General features: G+C 71.6%; 20 protein-coding genes. 12 read left to right on the forward strand and 8 right to left on the reverse strand.

The genetic code is table 11. The annotated features are described in order from the left end of the window. Nucleotides 1-2: 2 nt before the first annotated feature. On the reverse strand, nucleotides 3-2,330 hold the full coding sequence (locus tag FM051_RS04980) for an ATP-binding protein (RefSeq protein WP_158841150.1): 2,328 nt from the start codon (nucleotides 2,328-2,330) through the stop codon (nucleotides 3-5). A gap of 312 nt (nucleotides 2,331-2,642) precedes the next feature. Here FM051_RS04980 and FM051_RS04985 point away from each other — a divergent pair, with 312 nt between their 5' ends. The 5 genes from FM051_RS04985 (at nucleotide 2,643) to argS (ending at nucleotide 10,254) form a co-directional block, all read left to right on the forward strand. Then, nucleotides 2,643-4,439: an alpha-glucosidase gene (locus FM051_RS04985; RefSeq protein ID WP_158841152.1), complete on the forward strand. Its 1,797-nt coding sequence runs from the start codon at nucleotides 2,643-2,645 to the stop codon at nucleotides 4,437-4,439. 64 nt (nucleotides 4,440-4,503) lie between these two features. Beyond that, nucleotides 4,504-5,940 carry an RICIN domain-containing protein gene (locus FM051_RS04990; protein ID WP_238412140.1) on the forward strand — a complete coding sequence of 479 codons (1,437 nt, stop codon included), beginning with the start codon at nucleotides 4,504-4,506 and terminating at the stop codon, nucleotides 5,938-5,940. Between the two features lie 252 nt (nucleotides 5,941-6,192). Beyond that, nucleotides 6,193-7,818 (forward strand): LuxR family transcriptional regulator, encoded by a 1,626-nt coding sequence (locus FM051_RS04995; protein WP_158841154.1) that lies wholly within the window; start codon nucleotides 6,193-6,195, stop codon nucleotides 7,816-7,818. Between the two features lie 262 nt (nucleotides 7,819-8,080). Next, entirely contained in the window at nucleotides 8,081-8,377 is a 297-nt protein-coding gene (locus FM051_RS05000) for a hypothetical protein (protein WP_158841156.1), read from the forward strand. 125 nt (nucleotides 8,378-8,502) lie between these two features. After that, complete coding sequence (gene argS / locus FM051_RS05005; protein WP_158841158.1) at nucleotides 8,503-10,254, forward strand: arginine--tRNA ligase; 1,752 nt, start codon at nucleotides 8,503-8,505, stop codon at nucleotides 10,252-10,254. 38 nt (nucleotides 10,255-10,292) lie between these two features. On the opposite strand, the gene FM051_RS05010 is transcribed toward argS, so the two are convergent. The 5 genes from FM051_RS05010 to FM051_RS05030 form a co-directional block, all read right to left on the reverse strand. Next, nucleotides 10,293-11,330, reverse strand: a complete 1,038-nt coding sequence (locus tag FM051_RS05010) for a medium chain dehydrogenase/reductase family protein (protein WP_158841160.1) — start codon at nucleotides 11,328-11,330, stop codon at nucleotides 10,293-10,295. A 127-nt stretch (nucleotides 11,331-11,457) separates the two neighbouring features. Further along, entirely contained in the window at nucleotides 11,458-12,525 is a 1,068-nt protein-coding gene (locus FM051_RS05015) for an ABC transporter ATP-binding protein (protein ID WP_420803571.1), read from the reverse strand. Then, entirely contained in the window at nucleotides 12,504-13,310 is an 807-nt protein-coding gene (gene modB, locus FM051_RS05020; RefSeq protein WP_158841162.1) for a molybdate ABC transporter permease subunit, read from the reverse strand. The genes FM051_RS05015 and modB overlap by 22 nt, the downstream gene beginning before the upstream one ends. Beyond that, nucleotides 13,307-14,080, reverse strand: coding sequence for a molybdate ABC transporter substrate-binding protein (gene modA / locus FM051_RS05025; protein WP_158841164.1), 774 nt, complete (start codon nucleotides 14,078-14,080; stop codon nucleotides 13,307-13,309). The genes modB and modA overlap by 4 nt, the downstream gene beginning before the upstream one ends. Beyond that, the gene (locus FM051_RS05030) at nucleotides 14,080-14,478 is read right to left on the reverse strand and encodes a TOBE domain-containing protein (protein WP_158841166.1); all 399 of its coding nucleotides are present in this window, start codon (nucleotides 14,476-14,478) and stop codon (nucleotides 14,080-14,082) included. The genes modA and FM051_RS05030 overlap by 1 nt, the downstream gene beginning before the upstream one ends. 119 nt (nucleotides 14,479-14,597) lie before the next feature. On the opposite strand from FM051_RS05030, the gene FM051_RS05035 reads away from it, so the two are divergent. The 5 genes from FM051_RS05035 (at nucleotide 14,598) to FM051_RS05055 (ending at nucleotide 17,204) form a co-directional block, all read left to right on the forward strand. Further along, the gene (locus FM051_RS05035) at nucleotides 14,598-15,089 is read left to right on the forward strand and encodes a DUF4383 domain-containing protein (protein WP_158841168.1); all 492 of its coding nucleotides are present in this window, start codon (nucleotides 14,598-14,600) and stop codon (nucleotides 15,087-15,089) included. Between the two features lie 73 nt (nucleotides 15,090-15,162). Beyond that, nucleotides 15,163-15,414, forward strand: a complete 252-nt coding sequence (locus FM051_RS05040; protein WP_158841170.1) for a hypothetical protein — start codon at nucleotides 15,163-15,165, stop codon at nucleotides 15,412-15,414. Nucleotides 15,415-15,468: 54 nt separating this feature from the next. Beyond that, a complete protein-coding gene (locus FM051_RS05045) occupies nucleotides 15,469-15,840 on the forward strand; it encodes a YidH family protein (protein WP_158841172.1) in 372 nt (123 codons plus the stop codon). Beyond that, entirely contained in the window at nucleotides 15,840-16,151 is a 312-nt protein-coding gene (locus FM051_RS05050; protein WP_202918685.1) for a DUF202 domain-containing protein, read from the forward strand. Before FM051_RS05045 ends, FM051_RS05050 begins: the two co-directional genes overlap by 1 nt. 627 nt (nucleotides 16,152-16,778) lie before the next feature. Continuing rightward, the gene (locus FM051_RS05055; RefSeq protein WP_158841174.1) at nucleotides 16,779-17,204 is read left to right on the forward strand and encodes a hypothetical protein; all 426 of its coding nucleotides are present in this window, start codon (nucleotides 16,779-16,781) and stop codon (nucleotides 17,202-17,204) included. Between the two features lie 35 nt (nucleotides 17,205-17,239). Here FM051_RS05055 and FM051_RS05060 read toward each other — a convergent pair whose 3' ends face one another. Next, the gene (locus FM051_RS05060) at nucleotides 17,240-17,500 is read right to left on the reverse strand and encodes a helix-turn-helix domain-containing protein (protein WP_158841176.1); all 261 of its coding nucleotides are present in this window, start codon (nucleotides 17,498-17,500) and stop codon (nucleotides 17,240-17,242) included. A 152-nt stretch (nucleotides 17,501-17,652) separates the two neighbouring features. On the opposite strand from FM051_RS05060, the gene FM051_RS50390 reads away from it, so the two are divergent. Further along, entirely contained in the window at nucleotides 17,653-17,901 is a 249-nt protein-coding gene (locus FM051_RS50390; protein WP_202918686.1) for a hypothetical protein, read from the forward strand. A gap of 42 nt (nucleotides 17,902-17,943) precedes the next feature. Here the strand turns inward: FM051_RS50390 and FM051_RS05070 are convergent, their stop codons facing one another. Beyond that, complete coding sequence (locus FM051_RS05070) at nucleotides 17,944-19,119, reverse strand: metallophosphoesterase (RefSeq protein ID WP_158841178.1); 1,176 nt, start codon at nucleotides 19,117-19,119, stop codon at nucleotides 17,944-17,946. Between the two features lie 106 nt (nucleotides 19,120-19,225). On the opposite strand from FM051_RS05070, the gene FM051_RS05075 reads away from it, so the two are divergent. Beyond that, nucleotides 19,226-19,408: a hypothetical protein gene (locus FM051_RS05075; protein WP_158841180.1), complete on the forward strand. Its 183-nt coding sequence runs from the start codon at nucleotides 19,226-19,228 to the stop codon at nucleotides 19,406-19,408. The last annotated feature ends 134 nt before the right edge of the window (nucleotides 19,409-19,542 follow it).

Below are 19,542 nucleotides of genomic sequence, written 5' to 3' on the forward strand. Positions count from 1 at the left end.
GGTCAGCTGCCGGACAGGCCGTCGACGAAGCGGGCGACCAGTTCGGCCGCGATGTCGCGCACCTTCACGTTGCGGTGCTGGGACCACGCGGTGATCTTCCTGAACGCGGTGTCGGCGTCGCAGCGGTGCAGGGCCATCAGGATGCCGACCGCCTGGCTGGTGGTCGTGCGGCTGGCCAACGCCTCGCGCAGGGTGCTCGCCTCGCGCTCCCCTTCGGCCAGCAGGGCTTCGCGGAAGCTCGACAGTTCCAGGTGGACCCTGGTCCGGGCGATCAGCTCGGCCGGGTGGAACGGTTTGACCACGTAGTCGTCCGCGCCGTTGCGCAGCCCCTCCACCGCCGACTCGGTGCCCGCCCTGGCGGTCAGCAGCACGACCGGCACGCGGGCCAGCACCGGGTCGGACCGCAGGTCGCCGAGCAGCGCGACGCCGTCGCGGCCGGGCAGCATCACATCGCTCAGCACCAGGTCCGGCCGGGACGTGCGGGCGTGCTTCAACGCCGTCTCGGTGTCGCCGACCGCGTCCACCCGCCAGTGCTGCGCGGTGAGCAGGCGGGCCAGGTAGTCGCGCATGTCGGCGTTGTCCTCGACCAGCAGGATGCGCCGTTCCCCGGTGCCCGCCACCGGTTCGGCGGCGGCCGGCGGCGTCCACTGCCGGGTCTCGCCGATGAAGCTCGCACCGAGGTCGTCCAGCGGCACCCGGCGGACCGCGTCGGCCGCGTCCGCCCGGGGGACCGTCACGGTGAACGTGCTGCCCCGACCCGGTGTGCTGCGCACCGCCACCGTGCCGCCCAACGCCGCCGCCAGGTCCGCCACCAGCGACAGGCCGATGCCCGCGCCCTCGCGGCTGCGCCCGGTGACGCCGTCGACCTGGTGGAACCGCTGGAACACGCGGCCCTGCTCGGCTTCCGGGATGCCCACACCGGTGTCGGCGACGGTGAGCACGCAGCTGTCCCCGGTGGTCCACACGGTGACCGCGATCGTGCCCTCGGTGGTGTACTTGATCGCGTTGGACAGCAGGTTGAGCACGATCCGCGCCCACATCTCCTGGTCCAGCCACACCGTGCCGCCCGACGTCTCGACCACCAGCTCCAGGCCCAACTCCTCGGCCGTGGCCCGGAACATCGCCGCGCAGTCCGCGGTCAGCGCCGCCACGTCCGTCGGCTCCAGCCGGATGTGCAGGTGGTCGGCCTCGGCCCTGGACACGTCCAGCAGCGTGTCGACCAGGCGGCGCAGCCGCAGCGCCGCCCGGTGCGCTGCGGACACCGCCTCCCGCTGACCCGCGGGCAGCGCGGCGGCGTGGTCCTCCAGCAGCGTGCTCAACGGCGCCAGCAGCAGCGTCAACGGGGTGCGGAACTCGTGGCCGATGTTCTGGAAGAACCGGGTCTTGGCGGCGTCCAACTCCGCCAGCGCCTCGGCGCGGGTGCGTTCGGCCTCGTAGGCGACCGTGTCGTCCACCGCCGTCGCCACACCCGCCGTCACCAGGTCCACGAACGACGCGTAGGACTGGTCGAACCTGCGGAACGGGCTCAGACCCACCACCAGCGCGCCGTGCGTGCCGCGTGCGCCCGCGGTCAACGGCACCACCAGCGTCTCGTCCCGCCCGATCATCTCCGCCTGCCCGGTCCCGGCCACCCGGCCCACCACGTCCGCCGGGATCCCCGCGCCCGTGCCCGTGGACGCCACCAGGGTCGGCTCCCCGCCACCCGTGCGCAGGTAGGCCGCGACCCGGGGCAGGTCGGCCGAACTGCCCGCCAGCACCTTCACCGCCGCACGGCAGGCGTCCGCGGCCGTGTCGGCCTCGGCGATCGACAGCGTGCCCAGCTGCCGCAACGTCTCCAGCCTGCGTTCGCCCAACACCCGCGCCGTCACGTCGGTCGTGGCCACGAAGATGCCCGCCACCGTGCCGTCCTCGGCGTGCACCGGGCTGTAGGAGAACGTCCAGTACGTCTCCTCCCGGTAGCCGTGCCGGTGCAGGAACAACAGCTGGTTCTCCGAGTACGTCGGCACGCCCTCGTCCAGCGCCTGGCGGGCCAGCGGCCCCAACTCGTCCCACACCTCGGCCCAGCACTCCGCGCCGGGCTGGCCGATCGCGCGCGGGTACTTGTCGCCCAGCACCGGGGTGTAGGCGTGGTTGAAGATCTGCACCAGCCGCGGACCCCACCACAGCAGCATCGGCACCCGCGACGGCATGACGGTGCGGATCGCGGCACGCAACTCGACCGACCAGGACGCCACCGGGCCGAGCGGGGTGGCCGACCAGTCGTGCGCGCGGTGCGCGTCGCTCGTCGGGTCGTCACCCGGGAACAACCGCCGCGCGGACCACTCGACCACGTCCGAACGCCTCCCCGCGTCACGGGCGAGACGACGTCCACAACACCGGACAGGTCTCGCGCTTGCCCAACGACCTGAGCGGCTGGTGTTTCAACCGGCTGCGACGGGATGTTAGCCCAGGGTGTCCGGGCGGGCACGGCCAGCCGGAACCGGCCGCGACACGATCTTCCGGTGATCCGCCGCCCCACGCGGGTACACCCCTGTCGGGGGACAGCGAGACCCCGAAGCCACCACGTGGACACAGTCCGTGCACCCCCGCGCGCGGAGTGGTGAACTTGGGGCGACGTCCGACGAACCGGGTGAGGATGGCAGATGACTCCCGACCAGACCCGCGCGACCACGACCGACCAGACCCGCGCCGGCACGGCCCCGTGGTGGACCTCGGCCGTCGTCTACCAGGTGTACCCGCGCAGCTTCGCCGACTCCGACGGTGACGGCGTGGGCGACCTGGCCGGGCTGACCGCGCGGCTGGACCACCTGGAACGGCTCGGCGTGGACGTGATCTGGCTGTCGCCGGTGTACGCCTCGCCGCACGCCGACAACGGCTACGACATCTCCGACTACCAGGCCATCGACCCGGTGTTCGGCACGCTGGAGGACTTCGACCGGCTGCTGGCCGCCGTGCACGCGCGCGGCATGAAGCTGGTGATGGACCTGGTGGTCAACCACTCGTCCGACGAGCACCCGTGGTTCGTGGAATCCCGTTCGTCCAAGGACAACCCGAAGCGGGACTGGTACTGGTGGCGTCCGCCGCGCGAGGGTTTCGAGGCGGGGCAACCCGGCGCCGAGCCGACCAACTGGGGTTCGTTCTTCTCCGGTCCGGCGTGGACGCTGGACGAGGCGACGGGGGAGTACTACCTGCACCTGTTCGACCGCAAACAACCGGACCTGAACTGGGAGAACCCCGACGTCCGGCAGGCGGTCTACGCGATGATGCGCTGGTGGCTGGACCGGGGCGTGGACGGGTTCCGGATGGACGTCATCAACCTCATCTCCAAGGACCCCGACCTGCCCGACGGCGCGACCACCGGCGCCGGAGGACTGGGCGACGGGTTCCCGCACTTCGCCACCCGCCCCGGCGTGCACGACTTCCTGCGCGAGATGAACCGCGAGGTGTTCGGGGGCCGGCCGGGCGAATTCCTGACCGTGGGGGAGATGCCCGGCGTGACGTGGGAGCAGGCGCGGCTGTTCACCGACCCGGCGCGGCGCGAGCTGGACATGGTGTTCCAGTTCGAGCACGTCTGGCTCGACCAGGGGCCGGGCGGCAAGTTCGACCCCAGGCCGCTGGACCTGCGCGACCTCAAGGCGTCGCTCGGGCGGTGGCAGACCGAGCTGGGCGAGGTCGGCTGGAACAGCCTCTACTGGAACAACCACGACCAGCCCAGGGCCGTGTCCCGCTTCGGCGACGACGGCGAGCACTGGCGCGAGTCCGCGACCGCGCTGGCGACCGTGCTGCACCTGCACCGCGGCACACCGTACGTCTACCAGGGCGAAGAGCTGGGCATGACGAACGCGCCGTTCGGCGGCGTGGACGAGATGCGCGACCTCGAATCCCTCAACCACTACCGGGAGACCGTCGCGGCGGGCGGTGAACCGGAGGCGGTGCTGCGCGGCCTGCGCGCCATGGGCCGCGACAACGCCCGCACACCCGTGCAGTGGGACGCGAGCCCCAACGCCGGGTTCACGACCGGCGAGCCGTGGATCGCGGTCAACCCCAACCACACCTGGCTCAACGCGCAGGCCCAGTACGACGACCCCCGGTCGGTCTTCAACCACTACCGGCGGCTCATCGAACTGCGCCACCGACTGCCGGTGGTGGCCCTGGGCGACTTCCGCATGCTGTTGGCCGACCACCCGCACATCTACGCCTACGAACGCACCCTGGACGACACCCGCCTGCTCGTCGTGGCGAACCTCGGCGGCACCCCGCAGACCGCCGAACTGGACCCCGAGTGGTCGGCCGCCGACGTGATCCTCGCGAACACCGAGGACGTGCGCGTCTCGACCGGTCGCGCCGACCTCGGGCCGTGGCAGGCGTTGGTGCTCCGGCTGTGGCCACACCGGTGCGGCCACACCGGTGCGCGGCCTTTCGCGGAACCGGTCAAGTAAGTACGGTCGGCAGCGAGCCTTCCGCCGAGGCGATCTCTTTCACCGTGGAAGGAGAGCGTCGCACATGTCGCGTCGACGCTTCGCGCTCGGAATCGTGCCCGCACTCTTGCTCGGCCTCGTCGTCGCCGCCGCGCCCGCCGCCCAGGCCGCGCCGGTGACCGTGACCAACGGCATCCAGTTCACCGACACCACGGGCGCCGTCGTGCACGCCCACGGCGGCGGCATGCTCAAGGTCGGCTCGTACTACTACTGGTTCGGCGAGAACCGCAACACCGACAACACGTTCCGCGCGGTGTCGGTGTACCGGTCGACCGACCTGCGCACGTGGGAGTTCCGCAACAACGTGCTGACCCAGTCGTCCGCCGCCGAACTGGGTTCCGCCAACATCGAGCGGCCCAAGGTGGTCTACAACAGCTCCACCGGGCAGTTCGTCATGTGGATGCACAAGGAGAACGGCACCGACTACGGCGAGGCGCGGGCGGCCGTGGCGACATCGGCCACGGTCGACGGCAACTACACCTACCGGGGCAGCTTCCGGCCGTTGGGCCACATGTCGCGCGACATCACGCTGTTCCGCGACGACGACGGCACCGGGTACATGATCTCGGCGGCCCGCGAGAACGCCGACCTGCACGTCTACCGGCTGACCTCGGACTACCTGGGCGTGAGCAGCCTGGTGCACACGCTGTGGCCCGGCTCGTGGCGCGAGGCGCCCGCGATGTTCAAGCGCAACGGCGTGTACTTCCTGCTCACCTCCGGCGCCACCGGGTGGAACCCGAACCAGCAGAAGTACGCCACCGCGAGCAGCGTCGCCGGGTCGTGGAGCGCGCTGAGCAACATCGGCGACGGCACCAGCTACGGCACGCAGACCGCGCACGTCGTGCCGGTGCAGGGCACGCAGACCACGTCGTACCTGTACCTGGGCGACCGGTGGGCGGGCGCGTGGGGCGGCCGGGTGAACGAGTCCCGGTACGTGTGGCTGCCGCTGCGGTTCGGTTCGGACACCAGCATGTCGATGAGCTGGTCGCCGCAGGTGAGCATCGACACCGCCACCGGCGTGGTCGACCCGGTCGGCAGCGGCACGCCGTACGAGACGTTCGTGGCGCGGCACAGCGGCAAGTGCGCCGACATCCCCAGCTCGTCGCGCACCGACGGGACCGCGCTCAAGCAGTACCCGTGCAACGGCGGCCAGAACCAGCAGTGGCAGCTGGAGGACGCGGGCGGCGGCTACCACCGGCTGATCGCCCGGCACAGCGGCAAGTGCCTGGACGTGGTCGACTCGTCCACGGCGGACGGCGCCGCCGTGGCCCAGTACACCTGCAACGGCGGTCAGAACCAGCAGTGGCAGGCCCAGGCCACCGGCGGCCACCACCGACTGGTCGCCCGGCACAGCGGGAAGTGCCTGGACGTGACCAGCGGGTCCAGCGCCGACGGCGCGGTGATCAAGCAGTACACCTGCAACAGCGGCACCAACCAGCAGTGGACCCGACGCGGCGTGTGAGCCACCCACCCGCTCCCCGGTCACGGCCCTGAACCGGCCTGACCGGGGAACGGACCGGCCGTCCCCGATGCCGCCGGTGCCGCCGCGGACGTTGCCGGAACCCGACCGCACGGCATCCCTTCGACCAGCAGTTCGTCCACGATCCCCCCACCGGTGCGGTCGGGACGCGTGGACAGCCGACAGACCCCCGTCGGGAAGGCGCGTTCCCCACCCCGAGCGGACACTGGGGATCTGGTCGGACGGGAGTGGGACGTGGACGTGGTCCTTGATCTCGAACGTGGCCGTCGGCTGTTCGCGCAGGCGGACTGGCCGGAGGCCTACGACGTGCTGGCCGCGGCGGACCTCGTGACCCCGTTGCGGGCGGGCGACCTCGAACTGCTCGCACGGGCGGCGTACATGCTCGGCCGTGACGACGACTACGTGAACGCCCTGGAACGCGCCTACCGCGCCCATCTGGACGACGGCGCGCCCATGCCCGCCGTCCGCTGCGCCTTCTGGATCGGCCACGACTGGCTGTTCCGCGGGCAGGCCTCGCCGGCCTCCGGGTGGTTCGCGCGGGCGGAACGGTTGCTCGACCGCGAGCGGAACGATGTCGCCGAACGCGGATACGTGCTGCTGGGCGAGTTGCTCGGCCACCTCGTCAGGGGTGACGCCACGAGCGCCCTCGCCACCGCCGCCGAGATCACCGCCATCGGAGAGCGGTTCGGCGACCCAGACCTGGTCGCCATGGGCATGATGGAACAGGGACACGCCCTGATCCGGACGGGCCACGCCGAGGACGGCCTGCGGCTGGTCGACGAGACCATGGTGGCCGTCACGTCCGGTGAGCTGTCGTCGGTCGTCGCCGGGATCGTGTACTGCAACACGATCTCGTTCTGCCGCGACGCCTACCAGCTGCGCCGCGTCCGGGAGTGGACCGCGGCCCTGACGCGGTGGTGCGAGCGCCAGCCCGGGATGGTGGCCCACAACGGCCTCTGCCTGGTGCACCGGGCCGAGATCATGACCCTCGGCGGCGCCTGGGCGGACGCGCTCGACGAGCTGCGCCGTGTCCGCGAGCGGTTCACCCTGGGCGTGCTGAACCGGCTGGCGTGCGGCGAGGCCGCCTACCGCGACGGCGAGGTGCGCCGCCTGCAAGGCCGGTTCGACCTCGCCGAGGCCGCCTACCGCAGGGCGAGCGACCTCGGCCGGGAGCCGCAACCCGGCCTCGCCCTCACCCGCCTGGCACAGGGCAGGCTGGACTCGGCGGCCGCCACCATCCGCCGCGCGGTGGCCGAGTCGACTCGTGGACCGGCACGGGTGGAACTGCTGCCGGCGTACGTCCGGATCATGCTGGCGGCAGGCGACGTCGAAGCCGCCGCCGTCGCCTGCCGCGAACTCGAGGAGATCGCCGCGCAGCAGGGCAGCGAGGCCGTCGAGGCGATGGCGTGTCACGCGCGGGCAGCCGTGTCGCTCGCCGAGGGCGACGCACGGGCCTCCCTCACCGCGGCACGTCACGCCTGCGCGGCGTGGCGGGAACTGGAGGCGCCCTACGAGGCGGCCCGCAGCCGTGCCCTGCTCGGACGGGCCTGTCGCCTGCTGGGCGACGAGGACTCCGCCGCCCTCGAACTCCGGGCCGCACGGGAGGTCTTCGCCGAACTCGGCGCGCAGCCCGACGTGCTGGAGCTGTCGGAGGACTCCGACCGCTCGCACGGCCTCAGCCCGCGCGAGCAGGAGGTCCTGCGGCTGGTCGCGACCGGGCGGAGCAACCGGCAGATCGCCGCCGAACTGGTCCTCAGCGAGCACACCGTCGCGCGGCACCTGCAGAACATCTTCGCCAAGCTCGGCGTCTCGTCGCGGACCGCCGCGAGCGCCTTCGCCTACGAGCACGACCTCGTCTGACGCCGTGGTCAATACCAACCACACCGCACCCGCTCGGAGTTGGTGAACCTCGGGGACGCGGGGCCACGCGCACGCCGCCTAGCGTCGTGGACACCGACAACCCGGAAGTACCCCGGAAGAACGACAACACGGAAGAACGACAACACGGAAGAACGACAACACGGAAGAACGACAACACGGAAGAACGACAACACGGAAGAACGACAACACGGAAGAACGACAACACGGAAGAACGACAACACGGAAGAACGAGGTACGTGCCATGTACGTCGTGGTCCACCACCGGATCATCAACCCCCAGACCGCGTTCGAGCGCGGAAAGCGCCTCATCTCCGGCGAGGGCGCCCCCGAGACGATCAAGGTCCTCCAGTTCTACCCCAGCCAGGACTTGGCCCACGTCGTCTGCCTCTGGGAGGCCGACACCGTCCAGTCGGTCCAGGACTGGGTCGACACGACGCTCGGCGACGCGAGCGACAACCTCTGCTACCCGGTCGCCACCGAGCAGGCGTTCGCCGAACGCCCGCTGGGCCTGCCGGCCCGCCCCACCCTCAGCGTGTGACCTCACCCGACCCGCCTCCCCGCGAGTCGCGCACCAGCGCGGCTCGCGGGAATCTCGTTTCGCGGTAACCGGTGTTCTGCCGCACAATCACCCGATCATCGCGAGACGCAAACGGAGGGTGATCGGTGCTGGGTGGGGATGTCGGGCTGGAGCTCGGCCTGCGGGTGGCCAACGCGCTGAAAGCGGCGCTCGACGTGGAGATCACACCGGTCGAGGCGCTGATCCGACCCTCCGCGCCCGGCCGAGGTGCGGACTACCAGTGCAACGTGGCCATGAGCCTGGCCAAGAGGCTCGGCCGCCCGCCCCGCGACGTCGCCACGGCGATCGTCGACCACCTCGACGCCGCCGACGTGGTCGAACCGCCCGAGGTCGCCGGGCCGGGATTCGTCAACTTCACCCTGCGCCGGGAGTGGCTGCAGGAGCAGACCGCCCGACTGCTCGGCGACGAGCGGCTGGGCGTGCCGACCGCCCCAGCCGACCGGACCCGGCCCAAGCGGTACGCCATCGACTACGGCAGCCCCAACGTGGCCAAGGAGATGCACGTCGGCCACCTGCGGTCCTCGATCATCGGTGACGCGGTGGTGCGGCTGCTGGAGTTCGCGGGCCACGAGGTGATCCGGCACAACCACCTCGGCGACTGGGGCACGCCCTTCGGCATGCTCATCGAGCACATGGTCGACCAGGGGTGGACCGCGGCCGACCACACGATCAGCGACCTCAACGGCTTCTACCAGCAGGCGCGCAAGAAGTTCGACGCCGACCCCGAGTTCGCCGACCGGGCCCGCCGCCGCGTGGTGGCGTTGCAGAGCGGCGACGAGACCACCCTGGCGCTGTGGCGGGGACTGGTGGAGGAGTCCGAACGGCACTTCGCCGCCGTGTACGAGCTGCTGGGCGTGAAGCTGACCGCCGACGACTACTACGGCGAGAGCTTCTACAACCCGTTCCTCGCCGACGTCGTGCAGGAACTGGAGGCCAAGGGCCTCACATCGGTCAGCGACGGCGCGGTGTGCGTGTTCCCACCCGGCTTCACCAACCGCGAGGGCGAACCGCTGCCGCTGATCGTGCGCAAGAGCGACGGCGGGTACGGCTACGCCAGCACCGACCTCGCCACCGTCCGCTACTGGACCCGCGAGCGCGGCGCCACCGACCTGCTGTACGTGGTCGGCACGCCGCAGGCGCAGCACTTCCGGATGGTGTTCGCCACCGCCCACGCGGCCGGCTGGCTCGGCGACGAGCACCGGGCCGTGCACATCGGGTTCGGCTCGATCCTCGGCGAGGACGGCAAGGTCCTGCGCACCCGCGCGGGCGGGTCGGTCAAGCTGGTCGACCTGCTGCGCGAGGCGGTGGACCGGTCCACCGCCGTGATGGCCGAACGGTCCAAACTGGACTCCGCGCGGCAGGAGGCGGTGTCCCGCGCGGTCGGCATCGGCGCGGTCAAGTACGCGGACCTGTCCAACGACCGGGAGAAGGACTACGTCTTCGCCTGGGACCGGATGCTGGCCATGGAGGGCAACACCTCCGTCTACCTCCAGTACGCCAACGCGCGTGCGCTGTCGGTGGTCGCCCGGGTCGGGCGGGAGGCCGAGCCCGGCACGCCGGTGGCGCTGGCCGAGGCCGCCGAACGCGCGCTGGCCGTGAAGATCCTCCAACTGCCCGCCGCCCTGACCACCGCGACCGAGGAGTACGCGCCGCACAAGCTCTGCACCCACCTGTACGAGACGGCGGTCGCGTTTTCCGCGTTCTGGGAGAACTGCCCGATCGCGAAGGCCCCCGACGAGCGCACCCGCATGTCCCGGCTGGTGCTGGCGCAGCTCACGTCCCGCGTGCTGGTCCTCGGCCTGGCGCTGCTCGGCATCGAGGCCCCGGACCAGCTCTGACCGCACCGATCGTCGGTTTCCCTCGGCGGACGAGGAGATCAGGGGACGAGCACGACTTTGCCGGTGACCGTGCCGGACTCGGCCAGCCGCACGGCATCGGCGACCTGCTCCAGCGGCACGCGGGCGGCGACCTGGGGACGCAGGCTGCCCTCGGCCAGCAGCGCGAACACCGCGCCCAGGTCGTGGGTCAGGCGGGCGCGGAACTTCGCCGCGTCGCGCTTGCCCGCCCAGATGTCGAAGAACCGGGCCGTGCGGCCGTCGGGCAGCGCGTCCCACCACAGCAGGCGGGCGAGCAGCTTCAGCACCGGCAGCCGTGACGAGCCCGCCTGGTCCCGTGTGGACGCGGTGCCGTACGCGACGAGCGCGCCGCGCGGCGTGAGCAACCGGTAGGAGTCGACGATGCCGGGCCCGCCGACGTGGTCGAACACCGCGTCCACGCCGTCCGGGGCCAGCTCGCGCACCTTGGCGGGCAGGTCGGCGTCGCGGTAGTCGATCGGGGTGGCGCCCAGGGCGCGGACCGCGTCGTGGTGCCGGGGCGAGGCGGTACCGATGACGCGTGCCCCGGCCAGGCGGGCGAGCTGCACCAGGGTCGAGCCGACGCCGCCGTTCGCGCCGTGCACCAGCACGGTCTGGCCGGCGGTGACCTTCGCGATGCCGTGCAGCATCTGCCACGCCGTGATGCCGTTGACCACGACCGTCTCGGCCTCGGCGGGGTCCACGCCCTCGGGCACCGGCACCAGGTCGGCCGCCTCCACCAGCACGTGGCTCGCCCAGCCGCCGATCTTGGTCAGCGCCGCGAACCGCCTGCCCACCAGCGCCCGGTCCACGTCGGGACCGACCTCGGCGACCGTGCCGACCAGGTCGTAGCCGGGCACGAACGGGAACGCGGGCTGGTCGTAGTACTTGGCCCGGCGCATCTGCTGCTCGGCGAACGACACCCCGGACGCCTCGACCCGCACCAACGCCTGCCCCGGACCGGGGACGGGACGCTCTCGGCGGCGCAGTTCCAGACCGTCGGGCTCGACCGCACCCGGCAGCACGACCTCCAGGACCTGCTCGGTGGACGGCTCGCTCATCTCTTCCTCCAGTATGTGAGTGGTCAGTCACTCAGTACTTGGCGAAGTGAACACCCGCTGGGTGGCGCTGTCAAGCCACGCACGTCAGAGGTCTGGGCGGAGTGGTTAGACAGTCACAGTCGGGTGTTTAGGAGGGGTAGACGTGGGTCTCGGTGGCCTTGACCGCGGCCCACAGCTCGTCACCGGGCTGCAACCGCAGGTCGGCGACGGTCGCGGTGGTGATGTCGGCCAGCACGGGCGGCACGCCGTCCAGCCGCACCCGCGTGGTGTGCGCGTGCCGCTCGATCCCGGCCACGGTGACGCGCCACGCGTTGCGCGGGCTGCCGGTCGGGTGCTCGGGGTGCAGGCTCACCGCGGTGGGCGGGAACACGACGTGCACCGGCCCGGAAGCCGGGGTGGCGATCGTCAACGTGCCACCGTCGTCCAGCGAGACCGTCGTGCCGTGCGCCGTGCCGCGGTAGAGGTTGAGGCCGACCAGATCGGCGACGTAGGAGGTGCGCGGACGACGTGCCACCTCGGTCGGCGTGCCCTCCTGCACGACCTCGCCGTGCTCCAGCACGACCAGTCGGTCGGCCAGCACCATCGCGTCCAACGGGTCGTGCGTGACGAGCAGCGTGTGGCCGGGGTAGTCACGCAGGTGGTGCCCGAGTTCCGCGCGCACGTGCAACCGGGTGGCGGCGTCCAGAGCGGCCAGGGGTTCGTCCAGCAGCAACAGTTCCGGGCTGGTCGCGAGCGCGCGTGCCAGGGCGACCCGTTGCGCCTGTCCGCCGGACAACGTGCGCGGCTTGGCCTTGGCGTGCGCCGCCAACCCGACCCGGTCGAGCCACCGGGCCGCTTCGGCGCGCGCCGTCGCACGTCCGGCACCGCGCGCACGCAACCCGAACGCGACGTTCTCCAACGCCGACAGGTGCGCGAACAGCAGGTAGTCCTGGAACACCACACCGATCGGACGCCGTTCGGCGGGCACGAGCACGTCCGGCGGCGCGTCCCACGTCCGCCCGCCGAGTCGGATGTGCCCACCGGTCAACGGCAACAGCCCGGCCAACGCGCGCAGCGCCGTGGTCTTGCCCGCGCCGTTCGGGCCGAGCAGGGCGACCACCTCACCCGGCTGGACCGCCAACTCCGCACCCAGGCGGAACCCGCCACGGGCGACCCGCAGATCGGCCTGCAACGTCACGACGGACCACTGATCCACCGGTCGCGCAGCGCGGCCAGCACACCGACGGACACCAGCAGCAGCACGACACTCAGCACGATCGCCGCGTCCGGATCGGTCTCCAGCGCCAGGTACACGGCCAGCGGCATGGTGGTCGTCTCACCGGGGAAGTTGCCCGCGAACGTGATGGTCGCGCCGAACTCGCCCAACGCCCGCGCCCAGCACAGCACCGTGCCCGCCACCACCCCCGGCAGGATCGACGGCAACGTGACCCGCCGGAACGCCAACCACCGCGACGCGCCGAGAGTCGCGGCGGCCTCCTCGTAACGCGGGTCGGCGGCCCGCAACGCGCCCTCCACCGAGATCACCAGGAACGGCATCGCCACGAACGCCTCCGCCAGCACCACCCCGGCGGTGGTGAACGGCAACGAGATGCCGAACCACGCGTCGAGGTACTGCCCGACCAGCCCGCGCCTGCCCAACACGAACAGCAACGCCACCCCGCCCACCACCGGCGGCAGCACCAGTGGCACCGTCACCAACGCCCGCAGCACCCCGCGCCCCGGCACGTCACCGCGCGCCAGCAGCCACGCCAGCGGCACCCCGAGCACCAGGCACACCACCGTCGCCAGGCTCGCGCACACCAGCGACAGCCGCAGCGCCTCACCGACCGACGAGCTGAACAGCTGCTCCGGCAACGTGTCCCAGGGCGCGCGGACCAGCAGCCCCACCAACGGCACCAGCAGGAACGCGAGCCCGACGACGGCCGGCAGCACCAGCACCACCGGCAGCCGGCCCCGGGCCCGACGGCGGGTCGACGTCACGGCGCGTCGAACCCCGCCTCGGCGAGCACGGCACGGCCCCGGTCGGACCGGACGTGGTCGATGAACGCCCGCGCGCCGGCCGCGTTGCGCGCCTTGGCCAACGGCGCGATCGGGTAGTCGTTGACCGTCCGCTCGGCCTCGGGGAACTCGATGCCGACCACTTCGCCGCCCGCCGCCCGCACGTCCGTCCGGTACACCAACGCGGCGTCCACCTCACCGAGCCGCACCTTGGTCAGCACGGCCTTCACGTCCTGCTCCAACGTGTCCGGCCGCGCCGTGACCCCGGCCGCCTCGAACGCCCGCTTCGCCGCCGCACCGCACGGCACCTGCTCCGCGCACAACGCGATCTTGGCGTCCGCGTCGCCGAAGTCCGCCAACCCGGTGATCCCCGCCGGGTTGCCCCGGGGCACCGCGATCTCCAGCCGGTTGCGCGCGAACGTGACGGCCTCGCCGGAGATCCCACCCGCGTCGCCGACCTGCGTCATGTTGGCGGGCGCGGCGGAGGCGAACACGTCCGCCGGCGCGCCCTGGGCGATCTGCTGGGCCAACGCGGAGCTGCCGCCGAAGTTGAAGACGACCTCCACACCGGGGTGCGCGGCCTCGAAGTCCTCGCCGAGCCGGGTGAACGTCTCCGTCAACGACGCCGCCGCGAACACGGTGACCTTCCCGGCCACCGCCCCACCGGCTTCCGCACCACCGGAGTCGGCACCACCGGAGTCGGCACCGCAACCTGTCACGGCGAGCAGCGCCACCAGGACGAGCGCGCGCATCAGGCCTCCGGGATCTCGACGACGACGTGCGTGGACTTGATCGAGGCGACCGCCACGCTGCCGACCTCCAGGCCCAACTCGTCGGCCGACTCACGGCTCATCAGCGACACCACCCGGAACGGCCCGGCCTGCATCTCGACCTGCGCCATCACCCCGTCCTTGAGGACCCTGGTGACGATCCCGCGCATCCGGTTGCGCGCCGACGCGGCCACCGTCACGCCGGGCTCGGGCGCCTCCGTCAGGCGTTGGGCGAACTTCGCCAGCTCCCGGCCGTCCACACCCTTGCGCCCGCTGTCGAGCTGCACCTCGGCCAGGCGACCCTGCTCGATCCACCGGCGCACCGTGTCGTCGCTCACCCCCAACAGGGCAGCGGCTTCGCTGATCCGCAGATTCGGCATAGGCGGCAGTATAGGTCCGCATCTGCGGTGATGGCCCGTCCGGGTGAGTTCGCATGCCATCCGTTTGACCCCGCGAACCGCGGGTACGCGGGATTCCAGCGGCCGATCGGAGGAGAGCCATGACGACCTCAGCGGAACGCGTCGGCACCCGCCGTCGTCCCGTCCAGGCACTCGCACTGCTCGTCGGGGTGGTGTTCCTGCTGGTCGGAGTGCTGGGGTTCGTGCCGGGCGCGACCGAGGGCCTCGATCGGATCGGGTTCGCCGGACCGCACTCCGAGGCCATGCTGTTCGGGCTGTACCAGGTGTCCGTGCTGCACAACGTGCTGCACCTCGCGTTCGGCGTGGCCGGGATCGCGGCGGCCTGGACGCGCGGCGCCTCCCGCCTGTTCCTGGGCGCCGGCGGATTCCTCTACGTGCTGCTGTGGGTCTACGGGTCGGTCGTGCACTCGATGGACCACGACGGCGGCACGGCGAACTTCGCCCCGTTCAACCCCGCCGACAACCTCCTGCACCTCGGGCTCGGCGCGGGCATGGTCCTGCTGGCCGTGCTCGGCACGGCCTTCGAAGGCGCCCGCGGCCAGTACCCGGGCCGAGAACAGCGCGGTCGGTGACGACCGGCTGATCGGTCGGCGGAACGCGTCGCGTAAGTTCACCCAGGGAGGCGCTTGACCTGGGAGGGCGTAGATGGCGAGTTCCGGAGGACGGCGGCATTTCGGGAAAGTGGACCCGTTCTGCTTGTTCATGGTCCTGCCGTTGGTGTTGATCGCGGGCGTCATGGTCTGGGGTGGACTGGCCTGGGTCGGCATCGTCGTCATCGTGTGCGCCGGGATCGTGGTGCTCATCGACTCGTGGACGAACCGGCCACTGCCGTTCGACGTGCCCGACGACGAGGACTACGACTACGAGCCCCCGCCGCCCGGCCGCCGTTCGTACTAGCCGCCGCCGGCTCCTGGGGAACGTCTCGGCCACACGAACGGCCAGGAGGTGCGGATGGTACGGCGCAGGCCCCCGATCCGAGCTGTCGGGAGCGACCCGGACTACCGGTTCACCCTCGCCAACGAACGGACGTTCCTCGCCTGGCTGCGCACGGGGCTGGCGCTGCTGGCCGGGGCGGTCGCGTTGTCCGGTCTCGTACCCGACTTCGGGCCCAGACCGGTCAGGATCGCGGTCACGGGGGTACTTCTGCTGCTCGCCATGACGGTGACGATCGGCGCGTACGTGCGATGGGATCGCGCCGAGCGCGCGTTGCGGGAGAACCGCTCGCTGCCGGCCGGGCAGATGCCCCGGCTCGTGGTCATCGGTCTGGGGGTCGTCGTCGCGGGAGTCGGGCTGCTGGTGATCCTCGTCGAGGTCGGAAAGTAGTGCACGAGCGGCTGATGGACGAGGGTGCGCAGGCCGAGCGCACCTTCCTCGCGTGGCAGCGCACGGGGCTCGGGACCATGGTGGTCGGCGCCCTGATGACGCACGGGCGTTCATTGCCGCCATGGCTCGGCCTGCTGCTCATGGCGATCGCCGGTTGCACCGTCCTGGTACTCGGGCCGCGGCGCTACACCAGGGTTCTGCACGCGGTGCGGGACGGACGCACCCCGCTGTCCCACAGGATGGTGCCCGGCGCGACAGTGGTGGTCGTGGCCGTGGTGATCGCCGTCGGCGCCGGACTGATGCTCGCCTGACCACGCGGTCATCGAAACTCCAATCGGCGGATACCCCCGGCTTTAACCGTGGGGAGGAGCCGATCCCCGCTGGGATCAACCCTTTCCGGGTGTTCACATGCTGTTGTACCGCGTGCTCGGTGACGACCAAGTGTCCACGCCTGCGTAGGCCGCGCGCGGCGGTCCTGTTGCTTGCGACCTGGGAGCTGCGGAAGCAGTGAAGGCCGAACCCGGCCCCGATTCCGACCAGTCGGAGCAAGTGATGACCGACGACATCCACCCCCACCACCGCGCAGGCGACGTTCCGGACTTGTGCGCGGGGGCCGCGAGAAGCACCGGCAGACGGCCGCACGATCTTCGGGGGCGTACACGCCGTGCAGGCCAACGAGGAGGTCGTGCACGACCTAGAGGCTGGCCACGAGGTCGTGGTGATGGACGGCTTCCGCTCGATCGGCGTGTGGTTCGACTGGTGCGCCGCGTGCCGCGCGGCGACCTCGCGAGGCTGACGACACGGCAGCGGCCCGACCCCGCGACGGGGCGGGCCGGTGCCCCGGTTCGTCGAGCCAACTCCGCACGTTGCGTTGACCGCCACCGGCCGCCGGACGATCATCGGCGGACCGTCGCCACCGACCGCAGGGGGAACCGCGCGTGAGCCTCGCCGAACTGACCAACGACCAGGTCCACGCCTACGCCGTGTACCGCACCGCCGCCGAGGCGATGGTGAAGACGGGCTTGACGATCGAGTTGCGGAAGGAACCGCGCCGCTACCGGCTGAAGGTCGGCGGCCTGCTGGTGCAGGTGTTCGGTCGCCGGTCCGGCGACTGGCAGATCACCGACGCGTACAAGCCGCTGTCCCCGGACACCAACGCCGTGGTCTTCGTGGACCTGGAGGGCGAGGAGCCGGCGTACTACCCGGTGCCGGGCGACTGGTTCCGCGACAACGTGGAGAAGCGGTACGCCGAGTACATGGCGGTCGTGAAGGCGCGGCCTCGGAACCCCGACACACGTCACCACGCGGTAAAGGACTCCCACGTGGTGCGGTGGGAGGGCCGGTGGGACGTGCTGACCGGATAGCCGGGCGGGCGGTGTCGCTGAACCCAGGAGCGGCTTCACCGCCACCGCTGCGCCGGCTCTCGCTCCATGCGCCGCTGCTGCACCATCGCGGCCACGTCGAGCACCCCGCCCGTCTCCGTCGCGCCGGAGGCCAAGGCCTCGATCGCCTTGGCTGGGACGATGTACCGGGTGCGGATCTTCACCGCGGGGGACGCGTCCTCACGGATCGCCCTGTAGATCGTGTTGGCGTCCACCCGTAAGACCTTCGCCGCCTCGGACACCGTGTAGAACAACGGCTTGTTCGTCGTGTCGGTCATGGCGGGCTACCCGTGGGGGCCGTCATGAAGTGCCGAGCCCTAGCCGTTCCAGCTCTGCTTGAAGATATCCGCTGGTTCTGGGGGCGGGTAGTCGAACCGCACGCCGTAGTGCCGCCGCCACGTCCGGAGTCCTCCGCCGTCTCGCTCTCTCCATGGTCGTCGTCGCGGGCATGGTGGGCGCGGCCGGGCTCGGCGGGGTCGTCGTCCGCGGCGTGACCCAACTCGACATCGGCACCGGCTTCGAAGGCGGCCTCGCCGTCGTCATCCTCGCCATCTACCTCGACCGGGTCACCGGCGCGGCCGGCCGACGCCTGCAGCAACGCCGCCGCAACACCCTCCGCCGGCGCGGCAGCCGGCACGAACAGCAGGCGACCACCGCCAAGCTCCCCACTGCCGCGTGATCAACCCACGACGAACTTCCGAGAACTCCCGAAACGGACCACTCAGCCGGCCGCCCGCAGCGTGAGGAGGGAGATCTCGCTCGGCGCGAAGACCCGCAGCGGCGGACCCCAGAAACCGGCGCCACGGCTCGTGTAGAGCCGGGTGCGCTCGCCGTGGCGGCTCAGCCCGGACAGCACCGGCTGCTGGAGCCGCACCAGCAGGTGGAACGGCCAGATCTGGCCGCCGTGCGTGTGGCCGGACAGCTGGAGGTCGACGCCGGCGGCCACCGCCTTGCCGATCTCGCTCGGCTGGTGGGCCAGCAGCACCACCGGGTCGTCGGCGCGGGTGCCGGCCAGCGCGGCGTCGAGGTCCGCGCGGTGGCCCGGTTCGCCGGAGTGCGCGGCGGTGATGTCGTCCACGCCCGCGAACACCAGCCGAGCGTCACCGCGTTCCAGCACCCGGTGCTGGTTGTGCAGGCTCGTCCAGCCCAACTCGGTCATGTGCTCCAGCCACGCCTGCGCGTTGCTGAGGTACTCGTGGTTGCCGGACACGTAGAACCGGTGCCGCGCCCGCACGTCGCCCAGCGCGGCGGCCTGGCCCCGGCGCTGCGCCACCGTGCCGTCCGCGATGTCGCCGACGTGGACGACGACGTCGGCGTTCAGCTCGTTGACCGCCGCCACCGTGCCCTCGTTCCACCGGGTGCGGTCGATCGCGCCGTAGTGGGTGTCCGCGAGCACCGCGACGGTGAGGCCGTCGAACGCCTCGTCCAGCCGGGGGAGCACCACGTCGGTCCGCCTGATCCGGGGCACCCGGCGCGCCTCGCGGATGCCGTACCCGACCAGGGCCAGGCCGACGACCAGCAGCACCACCGCGACGAACCGGGCCCGGAACGGGTTGTCCACGCCCGCGACCGCCAGCACGAGCCGCAGCACGTGCGTGATGAGCGTCCAGGCGAAGAACACCCACGCCACGCCCAGCATCAGGTGCGCGATCCGGGCGGCCCGGTCGGAGTGCCGGCGGCCGTGCGCGCGGACCAGCAGCAGCGGGAACGCCACCGACGTCACCACGAAGAACGCCGTGCCGACGACCTGCACCGGCCACGGCCAGTCCGCGCCCGGCGCGAGCAACCCCGTCCACGGCACCCAGAACAGCAGTGCGGTCACCGTCAGCAGCACCGCCGTGAAGCTGACCCGCCGCCGCGCGGACGGGCGGGGTGGCGCGGTCGTCGTGCTCGACATCGGATCTCCTCGGCGGCTTTACGAACCAGCGGGCTCTTATCGACGGTAACCCGCCGCGGAGCCGGTGTCCAAGTTTGGCGGTGGAGTGTGCGGAAACCCTGGTCGCATGGCCGACGACGAACGCGATGTCGACGCGTACCGGGTGGAGACGCCCGAGGAGGACGAGCGGCTGGCCGAGTCGCAGCGCAGGATCGACGAAGCCAAGGTGATCGCGGCCGACCTCGCCAAGACCACGCCCGATCCGCTGCCCGACGCCGAACCGCCGCACGAGCCGACGCCGAGCTCCTGACCCCTCTGCCCCCGAGTAGCGCGGTCCACAGTGGACTCACCCGAATGGCGGTTGCCGACTGTGAACGTCGGTATGGATAGTTCGATCTTCCGCGAGGGATGTTCAGTCGACCGCCACTTGACTTGGGGGTAACC

The organism is Saccharothrix deserti, assembly GCF_009769385.1.
Classification (GTDB): domain Bacteria; phylum Actinomycetota; class Actinomycetes; order Mycobacteriales; family Pseudonocardiaceae; genus Actinosynnema; species Actinosynnema deserti.